Genomic DNA, 17,089 nt, shown 5'->3' with positions numbered 1-17,089 from the left:
GCTTTCGCGAGCAAGCCCGCTCCCACACTTTCGATCCTCATCAGATTCAGGACGTACTGATGCGCCAGATCCCGAACGGCATCTGCGGCTCCAGCCGGGTCCATTGGGTCTTGCCGTACCAGGTCCAGCGGTGGCCGCTCATTAAGTCCTCGCCCTGGGTCTGGGCATCGTCGGGCAAGCCCATCTCCCACAGCGGCAATTCAAAGTGGGCCTCCTGGGCGTTGTGCGGGTCGAGGTTGACGGCGACCAGAATGAAATTGCTGCCGTCCTCGCTGCGCTTGCCGAAATACAGGATGTTGTCGTTCCAGGCGTTGTAGAGCTTGAGCCCCAGGTGCGTGTGCAACGCCGGGTTCTGGCGGCGGATGCGGTTGAGCTGGGCGATCTCGGCGATGATGTTGCCGGGCGCGGTAAAGTCGCGGGGGCGGATCTCGTACTTCTCCGAGTCGAGGTATTCTTCTTTGCCTGGCACGGGCGCCGACTCACACAACTCAAAGCCTGAATACATCCCCCACAGGCCCGAGCCCATCGTGGCCAGCGCAGCGCGGATCAGGAAGCCTGCGCGGCCGGAGTCATGCAGGAAACCCGGGTTGATGTCCGGCGTATTGACGAAGAAGTTCGGGCGGTAGCACTCACGCCAGGGCGATTGGTTCAGTTGGGTGAGGTACTCGCTCAGTTCAGCCTTGGTGTTGCGCCACGTAAAGTAGGTATAGCTCTGGGAATAGCCGACCTTGCCCAGGCGCGCCATCATCGCCGGGGTGGTGAAAGCTTCGGCGAGGAAGATCACCTCCGGGTACTTGGCACGCACGTCGCTGATCAGCCATTGCCAGAACGGCAGCGGCTTGGTGTGCGGGTTGTCGACGCGAAAGGTCTTCACGCCCTCTTCCACCCAGCCCACCACAATGTCGCGCAACTCCGTCCATAAGCCCGGAATCGCATCCGCCGCATAGAAATCGACGTTAACGATGTCCTGGTACTTTTTCGGCGGGTTCTCTGCGTATTTAATCGTGCCGTCGGGGCGCCAGTTGAACCAGCCAGGATGCTGTTCAAGCCAAGGATGGTCCTGGGAGCATTGGATGGCGAAGTCCAGGGCAATTTCCAGGCCGTGGTCGGCAGCGGCCTTGACGAGGCGACGGAAATCTTCGCGGCTGCCCAATTGCGGGTGAATCGCCTCATGCCCGCCCTCCTCACTGCCAATGGCATACGGGCTGCCCGGATCATTGGGGCCTGCGGTGAGTGAGTTGTTCTTGCCCTTGCGATGGCTGCGGCCGATGGGATGGATGGGCGGGAAGTACAACACGTCAAAGCCCATGTCGTGGATCATCGACAGTCGCGAATGCACGTCGTTGAATGTGCCGTGCCGCGCCGGATCCTCAGTGATCGAGCGGGGAAACAGCTCATACCAACTGGCGAACTGCGCCGCTTCTCGCTCCACATCGATCGGGTAGGCAGGGCTGATGCTCAAATAAGCGCGATGATCGGCCTGGGCCATCAGGTGTGCACTGTCTTCGTGCAGGAACAACGCCACCTGCTCGGTTTCCAGCAGGCCCGAGAGTTCGTGGTGCAGCAACATCAAGCGGTCGCGCAGCTCGTTGTCACTGCGCTCGGCGGCCTGCAGCACCAGGCTGCGGCCTTCCTGCAATTCAAGGCTGACCGGCACCCCGGCCTCATGTTTCTTGCGAAGTTCATAGCAGAAGCTGGCGAAGGTATCGATCCATGCCTCGATGCAGTATTCATGCGGGCCGAGGTGGGCGACGGTGAACGCGCCTTCCCAGCCATTGTTGCCGACATCGGTCATGACCACGCTGTGCCAGCTTTCATCCTCCAGCACGCGCCAGCGGATCAGCACCGCCAGCTTGTCGTGGCCATCAGCGAACACTTTGCTGGTGACATTGACACGCTGGCCGACCACGGCCTTGACGGCGAACTCACCATTGTCGATCACCGGCATGGTGCTTTCGATAGCGATCCTGGGTAACAACAGCGCTTGCGACAGCGGCAGTATCGAGCCTTCTGGAGCCAGTGTTTCAGCAGTCATCGAGCATCTTCCCCTTACGCCCCGTGGACGCTCTTTGCTTGATCCTAATTTCAAAGACGGCGCCTCTCTCCCTGAGCGGGGCCGTATAAGGTCCGAGCCCGGGGGCCGTTCAAAAGTTCAGGTGGATATACCGCCACTGGGCGGGGAATCAATTACCCCTGGCAGCGGTCCACCGATAGAGCAAAGCACAAAGGAGGCCACACCGATGAATATCCCGATACCCCCTGAGCCTGAAGATCCGAATATCGATAATCCGCCATTACCCCCTGGCGCACCGCAACCCATTCCAGAGCAAGAGCCGCCCGAAAGCGATCCACCTCCCGTGGAAGAACCACCGACTACCGTACCGCCGGTGATCGTTTAGCTCATAAGTGAGAATGGCAAAGGTTCGCTCGACCTCAGCCGAGGCGCAAAGGTGGTCGAGCGAACGCCTTAAATACGAGGTCTCCTACAAGCACTAGAGTCAATGCTGAATGTTCGCTTCACTGCTCCTTACTATATTTATCTCGCGTGAACGCTCAACCTTTTTACTTGAACTTTCAACCCATTCATCGCGAGTAAATTTATGTCGGTCATTAACTCCCAATCGTCACCCCATGCTCCCTCTGCATCAACGACAACGCCAACCAACGATCCCCTGGTTCAACACAGAGCAACACCCGAACGCATCAAGCCGATGCTCAAGGCGGGACCGAACTGGACAGCCACACCAAAGGCACCGGACCGTCCACGTTCCACACTGCCGCCGTCCGAAACCTCGCCTTCTAAGCAAGAAGCCGACGCGACAAAGAGCCTGCTGAATCTGAATACAGCATTAACCCCCGAGATAATCAGGGAGATACAAAACGACCCGAACTCGTCGAAATCTCGCACCATCACTTCAGAGTTCGATAAATTGTTACACCCAAACAATGTCAAATCATTATCAAGGGGTCCCAACGCGAGAAAAAACGTCCCGGTGCTTAGAGAGATCGGCAACAAGCTCGACAAAAAAAAGATTGAATCAAACTTGGACGACTCCAAGAATCACGTAGCCAGCGATACACTCGATAAGTTCAGGCTCGGCATTGTGCAGGCGATCATCAGCTCATTCGATGGCGAACTCTGGGGCCCCGTCAATCAGTTCAAAAGCTCGCTGGAACAACTGGGTGACATTCGCAAGAATTTTTCCGACATGGAGAGCAGGTCCAAGAAATTCGTAGATACAGGCATGTCACTGAGCGATGCAAAGGTCGACGAAACGCCTGAAACTCAAGGGCCTGCAACCTATAGCTTCAACAATCTCAGCGAGTCTACGCTGAATGCGCCCAGCGAAATCCGGAACTTCAATTCGGAAGACAAGCTGAATCTGTCCGGCATCCAGAGGCAGTTGAACAGGCCTTTGCAAAGGGTCGAACGGACCCCTGAGGCGATCGGGGAAATGCAGATCCATCACGCCCCCGACACCAACACCAGTGTGGTAGTCGTTGCTGATGCTCCACACAAACCGCCCTTTGTGCTCAAGGTGTTTGGTGAGGTGCGCGCAAGCAACATCGTGACCTGACCAATGGGTGAGGCAACGTCACTTTTCCAGTAATTTGACAATTCTAGGCATGACGCTAAACACCACCAGGGCCAGCAGCGTGCTCAGTACCGCCGTTGATTCACGCCCCATCCCCGCCGCCACACCAATGGCGGCGGTCATCCACAACCCGGCCGCTGTGGTCAGGCCTTTCACGTGCTGGCCCTCTTCGTCTTCCTTGCCCTTGAGGATGGTGCCAGCGCCGAGGAAGCCAATGCCTGCAATCACCCCCTGAACGACCCGGCTCATGGCGTCCGCCTGGTTACCGGACATCTGCGGCACCAACACAAATAGCGCGGCGCCCAGTGCCACCAGCATATGGGTGCGCACCCCGGCCGCCTTGCCCTTGTGCTCACGTTCAAAGCCCAGGATACCGCCGAGAATCGCCGCAATCAGCAGGCGCACAGTCACTTGGGTGAGTTGCCGGGCGTCGCCAATGTCTGCGAATTCGGCCTGCAGGGTTTGCCACACCAGATGCCACCAGGCGTCCATGGATGCGCTCCTTTTTATTATGGATAGATAAAGGATGGACAACGCAGACCGCCAGTCAGTTGCCTGGAACCCGCCCGCAGGGCGGCCGCCTAACGCTGCGTAATCCACAAAAAGGAGACTGTCATGCCCGTACGCATCGAAAATCATCTGTGCTACTTCACGCTCGACGACAACGGCCAGGAACAAAGCCTGCCCGCCACCCGAGTGACCATCCTTACCGACAATGATAAAGCCATGTCCTGTGTGGACTTGGCTGGCGAGCGGATCTATATCACTGAAGCCGAAGCCGACGCGCTGACGGTTGCAGGGGCCACAGATGGCCGTAACCATGTGAAGGCGCAAGAGCCTGGTTCGGTGATTTGATTGATCTGTATCATCGAACCCGATGAATCTCTGCACCCTTATGCCCTCGGGGTGCAGCACATGGACGCACAATAACGCACCAAGCCTATCTGATCCGCTTTTTATCCTTCCACCTGAGTCTGTTATGTAAACAGCCTGTCGCCCATAGTTCATCGGCCTGATGGAGGCTGATGAGCGAACGACCATGAGCGAACGAATCCCAACCGTGGAAACCTTTGAGCCCATTCACCCAAAGAAGGTGAAGGCCAAATCCAGCGACAACCTGATCCATACCCGCAGCTTTACCGGTTTGTTCCGCACCTTGCGCGTGGGCGGTGCCGGCCTGCTGTTCCTGGCTTTTTTTGGCACCGTGTGGCTGAACTGGGGTGGGCGCCAAGCCGTACTGTGGGACTTGGCCGAGAGCAAGTTCCACATTTTTGGCGCCACGTTCTGGCCCCAGGACTTTATCCTGCTTTCGGCGCTGTTGATCATCTGTGCCTTCGGCCTCTTCGCGATCACGGTGTTTGCCGGCCGCGTCTGGTGCGGCTACACCTGCCCGCAAAGCTCGTTTACCTGGCTGTTCATGTGGTGCGAGAAGGTGACCGAGGGTGAGCGCAACCAACGCATCAAACTGCAGGCCGCCCCCTGGAGCCTGAACAAGCTGGCACGACGCTCGGCCAAACATACGTTGTGGCTGGGCATCAGTGTGTTGACCGGGCTGACGTTTGTGGGCTATTTCACCCCCATCCGCCCCTTGGCCGCCGAACTGCTGACGTGGCAGATGGGCGGTGTGAGCCTGTTTTGGGTGTTGTTTTTCACGGGTGCCACTTACATCAATGCCGGCTGGCTACGCGAAGCCGTATGCATGCACATGTGCCCCTATGCACGCTTCCAGAGCGTGATGTTTGATAAAGATACCCTGACTATTTCCTACGACGCCGCCCGCGGCGAGCACCGTGGCCCGCGTAAACGTGACGTGCAGCCAGCGCAGGTTGGCCTCGGTGATTGCATCGATTGCCAGCTGTGCGTGCAAGTCTGCCCCACGGGCATCGATATCCGCGACGGCTTGCAAATGGAATGTATCGGCTGCGCGGCCTGCATCGATGCCTGCGATTCGATCATGGACAAAATGGGCTATGCCCGTGGTTTGGTCAGTTACACCAGTGAGCATCAATTGCAGGGTGGCAAGACTCATCTGCTGCGGCCACGCCTGATCGGCTACAGTGCCGTGCTGGTGGTGATGATCGCGGCACTGGTGGTGGCCCTGATTGAACGGCCGATGGTGTCGCTGGATGTAACCAAAGACCGTGGCATGTTCCGCGAAAACAGCCAGGGCTTGATCGAAAATATCTACAGCCTCAAGGTGATCAACAAGACCCAGCAGCGCCAGGACTACCGCCTGGAGCTGGTGGACGCCGAGGGGTTCCAGTTGCAAGGCAAGACCCAGGTCAGCCTCGCGCCCGGGGAAATTGTCGATATACCGGTGTCGGTGGCGTTGCTGGCGGACACACCGGCCAGCAGTTCTCAAACTATCCGTTTTAAAGTGACGGATGTGGATGAACCGTGGATTTATACCGCTGCCGACAGTCGCTTCGTTGCGCCCTTGAATCGCTGAGCAACGATAGAGATCAAATGTAGGAGCGAGCTTGCTCGCGAAAAACGTCAACGATAACGCGTGCTTTCTGACTGAACGCGGCGACTGTGAGTTTTTCGCGAGCAAGCTCGCTCCTACAGTTTGCCCTGCGTACACATTCAAAAAGCTAATTAGGCCGCCATGAAACGCTACGAAAAATTTGCCGACGACATCGCAGAACTGATCCGCTCCGGCGTCCTCGGCCCCGGCCAGCGCGTGCCGTCAGTGCGCTATGCCAGCCAGGCCTACGGCGTCAGCCCGTCCACCGTGTTCCAGGCCTACTACTTGCTGGAGCGTCGTGGCCTGATTCGCGCACGCCCCCGCTCTGGCTACTTCGTCAACACCCACGCGCCCAGCCCGTTTTCTGAACCTGTGGTGAGTGAGCAGGTGCATGAGTCCACCGAGGTGGGCGTGAGTGAGCTGGTGTTCTCGGTACTGGACTCCATCAAAGACCCCAACACCGTGCCCTTCGGCTCGGCCTTCCCCAGCCCCATGCTGTTCCCGCTGCCGCGCCTGGCCCGCTCCCTGGCCAGTGCCAGCCGCGAAATGGACCCACGCCTGGTGGTCACAGACATGTCGCCCGGCAACCCGCAACTGCGCCGGCAGATTGCCCTGCGCTATATGGTCGGTGGCCTGATGCTGCCGATGGAGGAGCTGCTGATCACCAACGGCGCCCTCGAAGCGTTGAACCTGTGCCTGCAGGCTGTGACCGAACCGGGCGACCTGGTCGCCATCGAGGCGCCGGCGTTCTACGCGTGTTTGCAAGTGTTAGAACGCCTGAAGCTCAAGGCCGTGGAAATCCCGGTGCACCCGCGCGACGGGATTGACCTGAACGCTCTGGCCCAAAGCCTTGAGCGCTATCCGATCAAGGCCTGCTGGACCATGACCAGCTTCCAGAACCCCATGGGCGCTACGCTGCCTGAAGAGAAAAAACAGGCGCTGGTGGAACTGCTGCGCAACCATCAAGTACCGCTGATCGAAGATGACGTCTACGCCGAGCTGTACTACGGGCAACAAGCGCCGAAACCGGCCAAGGCCTTCGATACCGAAGGGCTGGTGATGCATTGCGGCTCCTTTGCCAAGAGCCTGGCGCCGGGTTACCGGGTGGGCTGGGTCGCCGCAGGGCGCTTTGCACAGAAGGTCGAGCGGCTCAAGTTGATGACCTCGCTATGCCCGTCGATGCCGGCCCAGGCGGCGATTGCCGACTACCTGCAACACGGCGGCTATGACCGGCACCTGCGCAAACTGCGCTACGCCCTGGAAGAACAGCAAAGCGCCATGCTGGCGGCCATCGCCCGCTACTTCCCGGCGCAAACACGGGTCAGCCAGCCAGCGGGAGGTTATTTTCTGTGGCTGGAATTGCCTGAGCAGACCGACTCGCTGAAATTGTTCCAGATGGCCCTCGCCCAGGGCATCAGCATTGCGCCGGGGCCGATCTTTTCCGCGACCCAGCGGTTCAGAAACTGCATTCGCCTGAATTACGGCAGCCCTTGGAACGAGGCATCGGAAAAGGCCATGGAGACATTAGGGCGGATTGTCCGATCGTTTTAACGGCCGCCGCCCAAGTCGATAAACGTTCCGGTGGAATACGACGCCTTGTCCGACAGTAACCAGATAATCGCCTCCGCCACTTCATCCGGGCGCCCGCCCCGCGCCATCGGGATCCCGGACTCCAGCTTGCTGACCCGGTCCGGGTCGCCGCTCAGGGCATGGAAATCGGTAAAGATATAGCCAGGGCGCACCGCGTTGACGCGAATGCCCTCGCCCGCCACCTCCTTGGACAGCCCCAGGGTAAAGGTATCCAGCGCGCCCTTGGAAGCGGCGTAGTCGACATACTCACCCGGCGAGCCCAGCCGCGCCGCCACCGAGGATACGTTGACGATACTGCCGCCCTGCCCGCCATGCCGGGGCGACATGCGCAACACCGCGTGCTTGGCACACAGGATCGGGCCCAGCACATTGGTCTTGAGGATTTTGAGGATACGAAACTCGGACATCTCATCGACCCGCGACTTATGCCCCACGGTGCCGGCGTTATTCACCAGCGCGGTAACCCGACCCAGCTCCGCATCAACGCGATTGAACAGGCCGATCACTTCATCCTCGATGCTGACATCGGCCCGCACGGCAATCGCCTGGGCGCCCAACGCGCGGACCTGCTCAAGTACACGGTGGGCAGCGTCTTCATCCGCCTGGTAGTTGATGCAGACACGATAGCCCTGGCGAGCGGCGAGCAATGCCGTTTGGGCGCCAATGCCACGACTGCCCCCCGTGATGATGACGACTTTGTCCATGGCTGCGGCCTCCTGATTCGACCAGATGTTTAGGGTTGGATCCAAGAATACCCGTCACTGACTGCTTTTGTCAGGCGCAGGCTGTTCGGCGCCCCGGATATTCGCCATGAAGCTATCGGCCGGCAATGGATGCCCCAACAAGTAGCCTTGCAAGGCGTCACACCCTAGCCGGGTGAGGAACCGCTGCTGCACATCGGTCTCCACACCTTCAGCAACTATCCGCAAGCCCAGGGCCTGGCCAAGGGCCACGATGGCCGAGACGATGGCCGCGTCGTCGCTGTCATGCTCCAGGTCACGCACAAAACCACGGTCGATCTTCAACTCGTTGGCCGGCAGGCGCTTGAGGTACATCAGGCTGGAGTAACCGGTGCCAAAGTCATCGATGGACAGGTCGACGCCCATGGCCGAGAGCTGCTGCAATACCGTCATGCTCGCGTCGGCATCGCTCATGGCGGTGGTCTCGGTGATTTCCAGCGTGAGGCTGTTGGCCGGCAATTGGTGGTGCTCCAGCGCGGCCGCTACGCTGTTGACCAACCCGGCGTGGCAGAACTGCAACGCCGAGAGGTTAACGGCAATGCGCCAGTGCTCATAACCCTGGGCGTACCACTGGCTCATCTGGCGACAAGCTTCATCGAGTACCCATTCGCCGATGGGGATGATCAGCCCGGTTTTCTCCGCCAGTGCAATAAACGTAGCGGGCATCAACAAGCCTTGTTGCGGATGCTCCCAGCGCAACAGCGCCTCGGCCCCCACAGCAAGACCGCTGACGGCGTCGAACTTGGGCTGGTAATGCAAACGAAATTGCCCCTGCTCCAGGGCATTGCGCAGGTCCTGCAACAATTGCAGTTGTTTGCGCGCATTGGTGTTCATCGACACATCGAAGAAGCTGTAGCCGTTCTTGCCCATGCCCTTGGCGTGATACATCGCCGCGTCGGCGTTCATCAGCAGTTCCTGGGGGTTATTACCGTTGCCCGGGAACATGGCGATACCGACGCTGGCCGAGATCTGCAACTCATGCTCGGCCACCGTGAAGGTGCGGTTGATCAAGCTGACCTGGCGCTCGGCCAGGCTCATGGCATCATCGGGCTGGGTGAGCTGCACCAGCAACACGAACTCATCACCACCGATGCGGGCCAGAGTATCCTGGCTGCGCAAGTCCTCGCGCAAGCGCAAGCCGACCTCGCGCAGCAACTGGTCGCCCAAGTGATGACCAAAGGCATCGTTGACCGGTTTGAAACCATCCAGGTCGATGAACATCAAGGCAAAGCAGCCACCCCGCTCGTTCACCGTCTGGATGCCTTGTTGAATGCGATCAGCCAGCAACGTGCGATTGGGCAAGCCGGTGAGCATGTCATGCAGGGCCAGGTGGGTGAGTTCCTGATTGGCCAGGGTCAGGGAATCGGCGAGCACGGCGGTGCGCGCTTCCAGGCGCGCATCCAGCACCGAGGTCAAGAGCGCAATGACCAGCACCGCCAGCGAAGTGACCAAGACCAGGTTATCCAGGCCCTTGCCGCTCAAGCCGGTTACTGCAGCACCGCAGAAGCTGCCATCGGCAAAGCCCGCCGCAGCCATCCCGGTGTAGTGCATCCCCACGATGGCCACGCCCATCACCACGGCGGCGCCACCCCGTGCCAGCCGCACATAAGGTGTGTCGCGCCGCAGGTTGAAGGCGATCCACAGCGCGGCGCCGGAAGCCACCACCGCGATTACCAGCGAAGCGCCGAACAAGGCCGGGTCGTAATCGATGCCCGGCGTCATGCGCATCGCGGCCATGCCGGTGTAATGCATGCTGGCGATACCGGCCCCCATCATCAGCGCGCCAGATGCCAGTTGCCAGGCCGGTAAGCGTGGCTGGCTGACCAGCCATAACGCGAAACCACTGGATAGCACGGCGATCAACAGCGAAAACAGGGTAATGACGACCTCAAACCCGAGGGCAAACGGCAGGCGCAGGGCCAACATCCCGATAAAGTGCATGGACCAGATGCCCACGCCCATCGCCACTGCGCCGCCAGTGATCCATAGGTAAACAGCCCGCCCCTTGGCGGTCGCGATACGCCCGGCCAGGTCCAAGGCCGTGTAGGACGCCAGGATGGCCACGCACAGGGAAATCACGACAAGGGAGGTTGAATAGCTACCGATCAACATGGCACGTCTCGCAGGCGACGGGGCGCAAAAGCCCGTGCCGGGTGGCAAATCGGGCGATTGTAGCGAGAATGATTCTGGGCAGGTGATTAATTAATCAGTTGGCCATCAGTGAGTTTTTGGCGTCAATCGGCTGGCTTTATCAGGCTGTTTCCAACCACGTCATGGACATCAACATGCAGGGGCTATTTGTAGGAGCGAGCTTGCTCGCGAATAACTCATAGACGCCGCGTTCATTCAGCAAGCACGCGTTATCGTTGACGTTTTTCGCGAGCAAGCTCGCTCCTACAGAAGGCGATCAGGATGCGTGTGTAGCCGGTCACTCCTTTTCCGCCAGGGAGGTCTGGCCGTCCCAGCCACCGCCCAACGCTGCAATCAATTGCACACTGGCCACCAGCCGCGATTGCAGCAAGGTCAACACGGTGCGCTCGTTGTTCAGGGCCGTCGCCTGCACAGTCACCACATCCAGGTAAGCGATCAAACCCGCCTTGTACTGGTTCTCGGTCAAGCGCAACGACTCACGCGCAGATTCCAGCGCTTCATTGCTGACCACAGCCTCGTCCGCCAGCACCTTGAGTTGCACCATGTAGTTTTCCACTTCACGGAACCCATCCAGTACGGTCTGGCGGTACTTGGCCACGGTCTCGTCATAGCTGGCCACGGTGCGGTCGACTTCCGCCGAGCGCTGGCCGCCATCGAACAGGGTCATCGCCAGTTTCGGCCCCACCGACCAGAAACGGTTCGGCAGGCTGATCCAGTCTTCATAGGTGCTGCTGGAATAGCCGCCCTGCATACTCAGGCTGAGGTCCGGGTAATAGGCGGCCTTGGCCACGCCGATATTGGCGTTGGCGGCGATCACCGAGCGTTCGGCCGAGGCAATATCGGGGCGACGTTCCAGCAACTGGGACGGCAGGCTCACCGGTATTTGCGGCAGCGCCGGAATGTCTTTGCTCACCGCCAGGTTGAAGTTGGCCGGGGCTTCGCCGATCAGCACGGCTATGGCGTTTTCCAGCTGGGCGCGTTGCCAGATCAAGTCGATCAGGCTGGCTTGGGTGGTCTTGAGCTGGGTTTGCGCCTGGGCGATGGCGTCTTTGCCGGCCACACCGGCGCGGTATTGGTTTTCGGTCATTTTCAACGAGCGCTGGTAAGTGTCCAGCGTGGCTTGCAGCAGGCGCGTCTGTTCGTCCATCACCCGCAGTTGCAGGTAGCTCTGCACCAGTTCCGACTGTTGGCTCAGGCGCATCGCGGCCAGGTCTGCCGAGCTGGCCTCGGCGCTGGCTTCATTGGCCTCTAGCCCACGGCGCAACTTGCCCCAGATATCAGCTTCCCAGCTCACGCCCAACTGCGCATTGAGGGTGTCGCGGATACCACTGCTGGAACTGCTGAGGCTGGCGCTGCTGCTGCCGGTACCCTGGCTGGCGCGGGTTTTACCCACGCTCAGGTCGACGCTGGGGTAAAACGCCCCACGGGAACTGCGCACCAGCGCCTTGGCCTGGCGAAAGCGCGCTTCGGCCTGGGCAACGGTCTGGTTGGACGTGTTAAGGCGCTCTACCAGCTCATTGAGTTGGCGGTCGCCATACAGCTCCCACCAGGCGCCACGGGCCAGGGAGTCGCTGGGGTTGGCCTGGCGCCAGCCCTGGGCTTCTTTGAACTGCACCGGCTCGATGACCTCCGGTCGCTTGTAGTCAGGGCCAATGGCGCAGGCGCTGAGCAACACCCCACACATCATCACCGCCAATAACTTCATGGTGTTGTTGTGGCGAGGGAGCTTGCTCCCGCTGGAGAGCGAAGCACTCCCAGGCTTTTTTGGGGCCGCTTCGCTCTCCAGCGGGAGCAAGCTCCCTCGCCACAATAATTTGGTTGAATCGGTCATAGCGCAGTGTCCAGGGCAGCATCGGTACGCACGCCGCGCCAGGCATTGAAGCGGTGGCGCGCGCGGTCGAGATAGAGGTAGACCACCGGGGTGGTGTAAAGGGTCAGGATCTGGCTGAAGACCAGGCCACCAATAATGGTCAAGCCCAATGGATGGCGCATTTCCGCGCCATCGCCGGTGCCGAGCAGCAACGGCAAGGCGCCGAGGATGGCGGCCAGGGTGGTCATCAAAATGGGTCGCAGGCGTAGCAGACAGGCGCTGCGGATCGACTCCAGCGGGCTCATGCCGTCGTTGCGCTCCAGTTGCAGCGCCAGGTCGATCATCAGGATCGCGTTTTTCTTCACCACGCCGATCAGCAGGAACAAGCCCAGCAACGAAATCAGACTGAACTCGCCGCCCAGCAGATAGATCGCCAGCAACGCGCCAACACCCGCCGACGGTAGGGTCGAGAGAATGGTCAGCGGGTGGATATAGCTTTCATACAGAATGCCCAGCACCAAGTACACCGCCACCAGCGCACCGAGAATCATGAACGGCTGGCCCTTCTGCGTGGCCGCAAAAGCGTCGGCGGTGCCGGCCATCTTGGCGATCACATCTTCAGGCAGGCCGACCTTGGCAATCGCACGCTCGATGGCCGCGGTGCCCTGCTCTACCGTCACCCCGGGCGCCATATCGAAGGCGATGTTTTCTGAAGCGAACTGGCCTTCATGGCTGACGCGATCGTCGGCCAGGCTGTTCTCGTAATGGGCAATGGTCGACAACGGCACCCGCGCACCATCGGCAGTAATCACTTGGACCTGGTTCAGGGTGATCAGGTCCTGGGCATACTTGGGGTTGACCTCCATCACCACCTGATACTGGTTGAGGCTGTCGTAGATGGTGGAAATCTGCCGCTGGCTGTAGGCGTTGTTGAGTACCGACGTGACCATGTCCATGTCGATGCCCAGACGCTTGGCCTGGTCCCGATCGACGATCAGCGTGACCTGCGCCGCGCCCCGGCCTTCGCGAGCGTCGATGGCAGTCAGCTCGGGCAACTCACGCATCGCCGCGACCACTTTCGGGTACCACAGGCGCAACGCGGCCAGGTCGCCGCTTTGCAGGATGTAGGAATATTGCGCGCTGGTCTGGTCGCGGCTGCCGCCGAACTGCAGGTCCTGGTCGGCCATCAGGAACAGGCGCCCGCCCGGTACCAACGGCACCTCTTTGCGCAGACGCTCGATCACCGCCTGGGCAGAGATCTTGCGTTCACTGATGGGTTTGAGGCGCACCAGCATCACTGCGTTGTTAGTGCCTTGGTTGCCACCGATAAAGCCGGCCACGCTGAGCACCGCCGGATCCTTGAGCACCGCCTGGCGGAAGACTTCCATCTTCGGCTGCATCACGCTGAACGACAGGCCATCGTCACCGCGCACAAACCCGATCAATTGGCCGGTGTCCTGCTGAGGCATGAAGGTTTTTGGCACCACCACATACAGCGCGACATTCACCCCCACGGTAATCAACAGGCTGAGCAGGGTCAGGCGCCGGTGGCGCAACACCCAGTCCAGGCTGGTGGCGTAGCCGGCGACCATGCGGTCGTTGACCTTCTGGCTCCAGCGCTGCAAACCGGTCTGCCGGGTCTTGTCATGAGGCTTGAGCCAGCGGGCGCACAGCATGGGCGTCAAGGTCAGCGAGACAATCAGCGAAACGATGATCGCCGCCGACAAGGTGATGGAAAACTCACGGAACAGGTTGGTGACGATCCCGCCCATGAACAGGATGGACAGGAACACCGCGACCAGCGACACGTTCATCGACAGCAAGGTAAAGCCGACTTCCTGAGCGCCCAGGTACGCGGCTTTCATCGGTGGCACGCCGTCGTCGATGTGCCGGGAGATGTTCTCCAGCACCACGATGGCATCGTCCACCACCAGCCCGGTGGCGAGGATCAGCGCCATCAACGAGAAGTTGTTCAGCGAAAAGCCGTACAGGTACATCACCGCAAAGGTACCCACCAGCGACACCGGCACCGCCAGGGTCGGGATCAGCGAAGCGCGGAAGTTGCCCAAGAACAGGTACACCACCAGGATCACCAGCCCCACGGCAATCAGCAGGGTCATTTCCGCCTCATGCAGGGTAGCGGTAATCACAGGCGAGCGGTCCATGGCCAGGCTGAGCTTGACGCTGGACGGCAGCACCGCCTGCAACGCCGGCAACTGGGCCTTGATCTGCCGCACGGTTTCGATGATGTTGGCGCCGGACTGGCGGTTGATCACCAGCAACACCGCCGAATCATTGTTGAAGAAGCCGCTGTTGTAGCGGTCTTCCACGCCATCAGTGATCTTCGCCACGTCCTTGAGGCGCAGGGCGGCGCCGTCCTGGTAGCGAATCAGCAGGGGCTCATAGTCCTTGGCTTTCTCCAACTGGTCGTTGGCCTGGATCTGCCAGTTGCGCTCGCTGTCTTCCAGGGAGCCTTTGGGCCGGCGCTGGTTGGCGTTGGCGATGGTGTTGCGCACATCGTCCAGGGCGACGCCGTACTGATCGAGGGCCTTGGGTTCCAACTCGATGCGCACCGCCGGCAGCGAACTGCCGCCGATCTGCACTTCACCCACGCCCGGTACTTGGGACAGGCTCTGGGACAGGATGGTCGAGGCCAGGTCGTACAACTGGCCCTTCTGCAACACGTCAGAGGTCAGCGACAGCACCATGATCGGCGCCTGGGACGGGTTGATCTTCTTGTAGGTGGGCATGCTGCGCATGCCGCTGGGCAGCAGGTTGCGCGACGCGTTGATGGCCGCCTGCACTTCCCGCGCCGCGCCGTTGATGTCGCGGTCGGAATCGAACGCCAAAATCACCCGCGTCGAGCCCTGGCTCGACGAGCTGCTCATGGTGGTAATACCGGCAATCGCGCCGAATGAGCGCTCCAGCGGCGTGGCCACCGTGGACGCCATCACCTCGGGGCTGGCACCGGGCAAGCTGGCCGACACCACAATCACCGGGAAGTCGATCTGCGGCAAGGGCGATACCGGCAGCAGGTTGAAGCTGACGCCACCGAGCAACATGATCGCCAGGCTCAGCAGCATGGTCGCGACCGGCCGGCGGATGAAAGGTCCGGACAGGTTCATGGCTCAACCGGCTCCAGGCGTTGCGGCTCTTTGCGCCAGCGCCGGCCAAGGCGATCGAAGTACAGGTAGATCACCGGCGTGGTGAACAGCGTCAACACCTGGCTCACCAGCAAGCCACCGACCATCACCAAACCCAGCGGTTGGCGCAACTCCGCGCCGGAACCGCTGGCAAGCATCAGCGGTACCGCACCGAACAAGGCGGCCAGGGTGGTCATCAGGATCGGCCGGAAGCGCAACAGCGCCGCCTGGTAAATCGCCGTCTGAGGGTCCAGGCCCTGATTACGCTCGGCGTCGAGGGCGAAGTCGATCATCATGATCGCGTTCTTTTTCACGATACCGATCAGCAGGATGATGCCGATGATCGCGATCATGCCCAGGTCATTGCCACTGAGCAGCAGGGCCAGCAAGGCGCCCACCGCCGCCGACGGCAAGGTCGAAAGGATAGTGATCGGGTGGATATAGCTCTCGTAGAGCACGCCCAGCACGATGTACATGGTGACCACCGCGGCCAGGATCAGCAGCAAGGTACTCGACAGCGACGCCTCGAACGCCTGGGCGGCGCCCTGGAACTGGGTTTGCACACCTACCGGCATGCCAATATCCTTCTGGGTCTGGTTGATCAGTTCCACGCCCTTGCCCAGGGCGACGCCGGGGGCCAGGTTGAACGACATCATCACCGCCGGGAACTGGCCGATATGGGCAATCGCCAACTGCGCCTGGCGCTGCTCGACATGGGCCAGACTCGACAGCCGCACCTGGCCGCCGTCGGTGGTCTTCACATGGATCTGGTTGAGCGCGGCCGGGCCGAGGGTTTCGCCGGACTGAGCCTGCAGCACCACGCGATATTGGCTGGCTTGGGTATAGATGGTAGAGATCTGCCGTTGGCCAAAGGCGTCATACAACGCGTCGGTAATGGTCGAGACACTCACACCCAGGCGCGAGGCCGCGTCGCGGTCGATCACCAGGTACACCTGCAAGCCTTTGTCCTGCAAGTCGCTGGCAACGTCGGTGAGTTCCGGCTGTTGACTGAGGGCGTGCACCAGCTTGCCACTCCACAGTGCCAGCAACTCGGCGTCCGGCGACGACATGCTGAACTGGTACTGGGTACGGCTGACCCGGTCCTCGATGGTGAGGTCCTGCACCGGCTGCATGAACAGGCGGATGCCTACCAGCTTGTCGATCTGCGGTTGCAGGCGGGTGATTACCTCGGCTGCGCTCAAGTCGCGCTGGCCGTGGGCCTTGAGGTTGATGAGCAAGCGGCCGCTGTTGAGGGTGGCGTTATCGCCATCCACGCCAATGTAGGACGACAGGCTCTCGACCGCAGGGTCGGCGAGGATGATCTTCGCCAGCTCCTGCTGGCGCTGGCTCATGGCCGCAAAGGAAATCGACTGCGGCGCCTCGGAAATACCCTGGATCACCCCGGTATCCTGCACCGGGAAAAAACCCTTGGGCACCACCAGGTACAGCACCACCGTAAGCCCCAGGGTAGCGATGGCCACCAGCAGGGTCAGCGGCTGGTGCTTGAGCACCCACTGCAACTTGCGGCCATAGGCCTGGATCAGCCAATCGATCCAGGCGCCGCTGGCCTTGTAGAAACGTCCCTGCTCTTC

The 17,089-nt window shown here is 60.6% G+C and carries 12 protein-coding genes; 5 read left to right on the top strand and 7 right to left on the bottom strand.

The genetic code is table 11. The annotated features are described in order from the left end of the window. Positions 1-46 precede the first annotated feature (46 nt). Entirely contained in the window at positions 47-2,035 is a 1,989-nt protein-coding gene (locus CER19_RS25595; RefSeq protein WP_116668430.1) for an alpha-1,4-glucan--maltose-1-phosphate maltosyltransferase, read from the bottom strand. A 205-nt stretch (positions 2,036-2,240) separates the two neighbouring features. On the opposite strand from CER19_RS25595, the gene CER19_RS28875 reads away from it, so the two are divergent. Then, entirely contained in the window at positions 2,241-2,399 is a 159-nt protein-coding gene (locus CER19_RS28875; protein ID WP_165861675.1) for a hypothetical protein, read from the top strand. 201 nt (positions 2,400-2,600) lie between these two features. After that, positions 2,601-3,578, top strand: coding sequence for a hypothetical protein (locus CER19_RS25585; protein ID WP_256660537.1), 978 nt, complete (start codon positions 2,601-2,603; stop codon positions 3,576-3,578). Positions 3,579-3,596: 18 nt separating this feature from the next. On the opposite strand, the gene CER19_RS25580 is transcribed toward CER19_RS25585, so the two are convergent. Further along, positions 3,597-4,088, bottom strand: a complete 492-nt coding sequence (locus tag CER19_RS25580) for an MgtC/SapB family protein (protein ID WP_116668427.1) — start codon at positions 4,086-4,088, stop codon at positions 3,597-3,599. 123 nt (positions 4,089-4,211) lie between these two features. On the opposite strand from CER19_RS25580, the gene CER19_RS25575 reads away from it, so the two are divergent. The 3 genes from CER19_RS25575 (at position 4,212) to mapR (ending at position 7,614) form a co-directional block, all read left to right on the top strand. After that, the gene (locus CER19_RS25575) at positions 4,212-4,451 is read left to right on the top strand and encodes a DUF3203 family protein (RefSeq protein WP_116668426.1); all 240 of its coding nucleotides are present in this window, start codon (positions 4,212-4,214) and stop codon (positions 4,449-4,451) included. Positions 4,452-4,635: 184 nt separating this feature from the next. Next, a complete protein-coding gene (ccoG, locus tag CER19_RS25570) occupies positions 4,636-6,045 on the top strand; it encodes a cytochrome c oxidase accessory protein CcoG (protein ID WP_116668425.1) in 1,410 nt (469 codons plus the stop codon). A gap of 159 nt (positions 6,046-6,204) precedes the next feature. After that, entirely contained in the window at positions 6,205-7,614 is a 1,410-nt protein-coding gene (mapR, locus tag CER19_RS25565) for a GntR family transcriptional regulator MpaR (protein WP_116668424.1), read from the top strand. On the opposite strand, the gene CER19_RS25560 is transcribed toward mapR, so the two are convergent. The 5 genes from CER19_RS25560 to CER19_RS25540 form a co-directional block, all read right to left on the bottom strand. Further along, positions 7,611-8,357, bottom strand: a complete 747-nt coding sequence (locus CER19_RS25560; RefSeq protein ID WP_116668423.1) for an SDR family oxidoreductase — start codon at positions 8,355-8,357, stop codon at positions 7,611-7,613. The genes mapR and CER19_RS25560 overlap by 4 nt on opposite strands. A gap of 54 nt (positions 8,358-8,411) precedes the next feature. Then, on the bottom strand, positions 8,412-10,505 hold the full coding sequence (locus CER19_RS25555; RefSeq protein WP_116668422.1) for a bifunctional diguanylate cyclase/phosphodiesterase: 2,094 nt from the start codon (positions 10,503-10,505) through the stop codon (positions 8,412-8,414). 316 nt (positions 10,506-10,821) lie between these two features. Then, complete coding sequence (locus CER19_RS25550; RefSeq protein WP_116668421.1) at positions 10,822-12,249, bottom strand: efflux transporter outer membrane subunit; 1,428 nt, start codon at positions 12,247-12,249, stop codon at positions 10,822-10,824. Positions 12,250-12,371: 122 nt separating this feature from the next. Beyond that, positions 12,372-15,479 carry an efflux RND transporter permease subunit gene (locus tag CER19_RS25545; RefSeq protein ID WP_116668420.1) on the bottom strand — a complete coding sequence of 1,036 codons (3,108 nt, stop codon included), beginning with the start codon at positions 15,477-15,479 and terminating at the stop codon, positions 12,372-12,374. After that, on the bottom strand, positions 15,476-17,089 hold a 1,614-nt coding region (locus CER19_RS25540), incomplete at its 5' end, for an efflux RND transporter permease subunit (RefSeq protein WP_178088133.1). The genes CER19_RS25545 and CER19_RS25540, both read right to left, overlap by 4 nt.

This window comes from Pseudomonas sp. GL93, from assembly GCF_003408955.1.
Classification (GTDB): domain Bacteria; phylum Pseudomonadota; class Gammaproteobacteria; order Pseudomonadales; family Pseudomonadaceae; genus Aquipseudomonas; species Aquipseudomonas paracarnis.
Note: the sequence above shows the minus strand (reverse complement) of the source record. Positions and strands in the feature narration are given on the sequence as shown.

Excerpts from the sequence above, each read along its gene's own strand:
- CER19_RS25595 (WP_116668430.1), bottom strand. The coding sequence starts at position 2,035 with ATGACTGCTGAAACACTGGCTCCAGAAGGCTCGATACTGCCGCTGTCG.
- CER19_RS28875 (WP_165861675.1), top strand. The coding sequence starts at position 2,241 with ATGAATATCCCGATACCCCCTGAGCCTGAAGATCCGAATATCGATAAT.
- CER19_RS25585 (WP_256660537.1), top strand. The coding sequence starts at position 2,601 with ATGTCGGTCATTAACTCCCAATCGTCACCCCATGCTCCCTCTGCATCA.
- CER19_RS25580 (WP_116668427.1), bottom strand. The coding sequence starts at position 4,088 with ATGGACGCCTGGTGGCATCTGGTGTGGCAAACCCTGCAGGCCGAATTC.
- CER19_RS25575 (WP_116668426.1), top strand. The coding sequence starts at position 4,212 with ATGCCCGTACGCATCGAAAATCATCTGTGCTACTTCACGCTCGACGAC.
- ccoG (WP_116668425.1), top strand. The coding sequence starts at position 4,636 with ATGAGCGAACGAATCCCAACCGTGGAAACCTTTGAGCCCATTCACCCA.
- mapR (WP_116668424.1), top strand. The coding sequence starts at position 6,205 with ATGAAACGCTACGAAAAATTTGCCGACGACATCGCAGAACTGATCCGC.
- CER19_RS25560 (WP_116668423.1), bottom strand. The coding sequence starts at position 8,357 with ATGGACAAAGTCGTCATCATCACGGGGGGCAGTCGTGGCATTGGCGCC.
- CER19_RS25555 (WP_116668422.1), bottom strand. The coding sequence starts at position 10,505 with ATGTTGATCGGTAGCTATTCAACCTCCCTTGTCGTGATTTCCCTGTGC.
- CER19_RS25550 (WP_116668421.1), bottom strand. The coding sequence starts at position 12,249 with ATGAAGTTATTGGCGGTGATGATGTGTGGGGTGTTGCTCAGCGCCTGC.
- CER19_RS25545 (WP_116668420.1), bottom strand. The coding sequence starts at position 15,479 with ATGAACCTGTCCGGACCTTTCATCCGCCGGCCGGTCGCGACCATGCTG.